Annotated in this window: 2 protein-coding genes; both read right to left on the bottom strand. The window is 72.5% G+C overall.

Features of this window, described 5'->3' with window-relative positions; genetic code table 11:
• Window positions 1-126: 126 nt before the first annotated feature.
• Window positions 127-1,398 carry a LacI family DNA-binding transcriptional regulator gene (locus tag ETD85_RS61130; RefSeq protein WP_206059628.1) on the bottom strand — a complete coding sequence of 424 codons (1,272 nt, stop codon included), beginning with the start codon at window positions 1,396-1,398 and terminating at the stop codon, window positions 127-129.
• 66 nt (window positions 1,399-1,464) lie between these two features.
• A complete protein-coding gene (locus tag ETD85_RS61125) occupies window positions 1,465-3,069 on the bottom strand; it encodes an MFS transporter (RefSeq protein ID WP_138698911.1) in 1,605 nt (534 codons plus the stop codon).
• Window positions 3,070-3,178: the final 109 nt, after the last annotated feature.

Here is a 3,178-nt window from a genome sequence, read left to right as displayed (position 1 = left end):
CATCCAAGACGGACAGGTGATCCTTCACAGCTCCTGACCACCACTCACCGCGAAACCCCAACCATGATCACCAGGTCGGGGTTCGCTGCCGCGTGCCCAGCTCAGGAAGGGATTTTCGGGGCAGATTCATAATGCAGGTTCCGCGCGCGGGCCGGTCGACTGGCGGGCGATCAGCGTCGGCCGGGACACCCACTCGCGGCTGTCCGTACGGCCCTCGACGCGTTCGAGCGCGAACTCCGCCGCCACCCGCCCCATCGTCACCCCGTACTGGGCGACGGTGGTCAGGGAGAAGCGGGGGTGCGAGGCGAACTGGGTGTCGTCGTAGCCCGCGACCGAGACGTCCTCCGGCACCCGCAGGCCGCGCTCGGCCAGCGCGCGCAGGCTGCCGAACGCCCCCTGGTCGGAGCCGACGAACAGGGCCGTGGGCCGCTCTCCCCCGTCGAGCAGGGCCCCCGTCGCCTCCCAGGTCGCGGCCTCGCTGCCGCCGCAGCGGACGACCTCGACGTGGGCTCCCAGGCCGAGCCGCTCCATCGCCTCGCGATAGCCGGCCTCGCGTACGGCGTGCGGGCTGAGCACGCCCGTGCCCGTGACGTCGTGCGACAGGTGCATGATGCGGCGGTGGCCGAGGCCGGCCAGGTGCTCCACGGCCAGCGCGGCGCCGGCGCGGTCGTCGTCCACGACCCTGTCGTAGTGGTCGCCCGGATCGTGCCGGGCCACGACCACGGTGGGCAGCCGCCGCGCGAAGTCGTCGAGCCACGCGGTGCGCACCTTAGGCGAGACGACGATCAACGCCTCGACCTCCCGGTCCCACAATGCCTCCATGCCGGGGTTGCGCTCGTCGGACTCGTGGTCGAAGGGCGAGACGAGCATGCGGTACGGCCCGGAGTCGAGCGCTTCGTACACGCCGTCGAGGATGTCGGCGAAGAACTGGCCGCGCAGCAGGGGCACGGCGACCCCGATCGTGCGGGTCGAGGTGCGCATCGCCCGGGCGGCCTCGCGCGGCCGGTAGCCCAGCTCCGCGATGGCCTGCTCCACGCGTTCGCGCATGCGCGGGCTCACGCCGTAGGCGTCGCGGAGCACTTTCGACACGGCGGCTCGCGACACTCCCGCCGCGGTCGCGACATCGGAGATCGTTGGGCGCGTGGAGCTCATGCCAGCAACATAGCGAGCCGGGGCCCGGCGTGTGACCCCGGGCCGCACGAGCTGCGCGGCGCCGGGCTTGACGGCCAGGCGCACGTGGCCGGGCTCCTCGTACGCCTCGCTGATCTCGTCGCCGAAGAGGTAGTCGGTGTTCCGGCGGGTGCGCTCGTACAGCAGCGCGGACAGCTCACCGCGCAGGATCCCCTCCTCGATGCCCGTGAGCCGGGTGACGTTCTGGCCGGCACCGCGGATGTCCACGGTCTGGCCACCTGGCCGCAATCGCGGGAATCGTTCGACGACGACCGGGTGCAAGCGGGCTGGCGGTCAGTGGTGGGCCGGCTCCCTGTCGCGGCCGGTGTTCCTGGCGGCGGGGATCGTGGCGGTGGCCAGCAGCGCCAGGAGCAGGAAGCCGGCTCCGACGTAGGAGCCGAGGGCCAGCCCGCCGGTCATCGCCTCGCGGGCGGCGGTGGCCACGATCGCGGTGTTCGGGTCGGCGGCAAGCGGCGCGATCGCGGCGCCCGCGCTGTCGGTGACGGTGTGCGCCAGCTGCTCGGACCGCGCGACGGGCAGGCCCGACGTCGTCAGCGCGTCCTGGAGGTTCGCGCCGAGCGCGGTGAAGAACACCGTGAACAGCACGGCGATGCCGAGTGCCGAGCCGAGCTGCCGGAAGGCGCTCTGCACGCCGGAGCCCTGCCCCGAGCTCGTCTCGGGCACATCGGCCAGGACGACGTTGGTGACCTGGGCGGTGGCGAACCCGACGCCCACGCCGTACAGGCACAGGGCCCCCGCGATCGTCCACCACGGGCTGCCGGTCGCGGCGATCAGCCCGAGCACGACCAGGCCCGCCGCCTCCAGCGCCAGCCCGATCCGGACCAGGCCGAGCGCGGAGACCCTGGCGGCCAGGCCGAAGCTGGCGCCGCTGGCCACGAAGCTGCCCACGGCCACGGCCAGCAGGGACAGGCCCGCCTGGACCGCGCTGTAGCCGAGGGTGAACTGCAGCCACAGCGGCAGGACCGCGATGATCCCGTACTCGCCGAGACCGATGATCGTGGTGGCGATGTTGCCGTTGCGGAAGGAGGAGATGGCGAACAGCCGGACGTCCATGAGCGCCTTGCCGGGCTCGGCGCTCCTGGTGAGGACGGCCTGCCGGCGGACGAAGCCGGTCAGTGCCAGCGCGGACAGCAGCAGCGCCACCAGGACGGGCGAGGGGCCGCCGCTCCAGGTGAACCCGAGAATCTCGAGCGGCTCGACGGTGGCCAGCCAGCCGTAGGTGCGGCCTTCGACCAGGGCGAAGGCGAGCAGTCCGAGGCCGAGGATCGACAGGGCCGCCCCGGCGGCGTCGATGCGGGCGGGCTTTCGCGGTGAGGGGGCCAGGAACACCATGCCGCCGGCCAGGATCAGCAGTGACAGCGGGATGTTGATGCCGAAGGCCCAGCGCCAGGAGGCGTGCTCCGACAGCCACCCGCCCAGCGCGGGGCCGAAGGCGGCGGCGGCGCCGATGGTGGAGCCCCATACGGCGAAGGCCTGGCCGCGTGCCTTGCCGGTGAAGGTGGCGTTCAGCAGGGCCAGGGAGGTCGGCAGGATCATCGCCGCCCCCGCGCCCTGCAGGAAGCGGGCCAAGATGAGCAGGCCGCCGCCCGGCGCGAGCCCGGCCAGCAGGCTGGTCGCGCCGAAGACGACGACACCGGACAGGAAGACCCGCCTGGCGCCGAGGATGTCGGAGTAGCGGCCGGTCAGCAGCAGCAGCGCGGCGAAGACGATCGCGTAGGACTCTTGGATCCACTGCGCCTGGGTGGCGTTGACCTTCAGGTCCTCGATGATCGGCGGGATGATCACATTGACGATCGTGGTGTCCACCACGATCAGCGCGACGCCCAGCGCGATGGCTATCAGACCGAGCCAGCGGCGGGCGGGGGAATGCGTGGACATGCAGAAAGCTCCGAACGGGGAAAGGGGCATGCTTCAGTACCGGTCCGCGCTTGGGCGCGGCCGGGCGGGCGTGTGCCGCGGTCAGGCGGAGGAGGTCAGGCGGCGGGGG

The sequence above is a fragment of the Nonomuraea zeae genome, from assembly GCF_005889725.1.
Classification (GTDB): Bacteria; Actinomycetota; Actinomycetes; order Streptosporangiales; family Streptosporangiaceae; genus Nonomuraea; species Nonomuraea zeae.
Note: the sequence above shows the minus strand (reverse complement) of the source record. Positions and strands in the feature narration are given on the sequence as shown.

What these genes read in the sequence shown, in the direction of transcription:
- ETD85_RS61125 (WP_138698911.1), bottom strand. Translation starts at nt 3,069, where the DNA reads ATGTCCACGCATTCCCCCGCCCGCCGCTGGCTCGGTCTGATAGCCATC.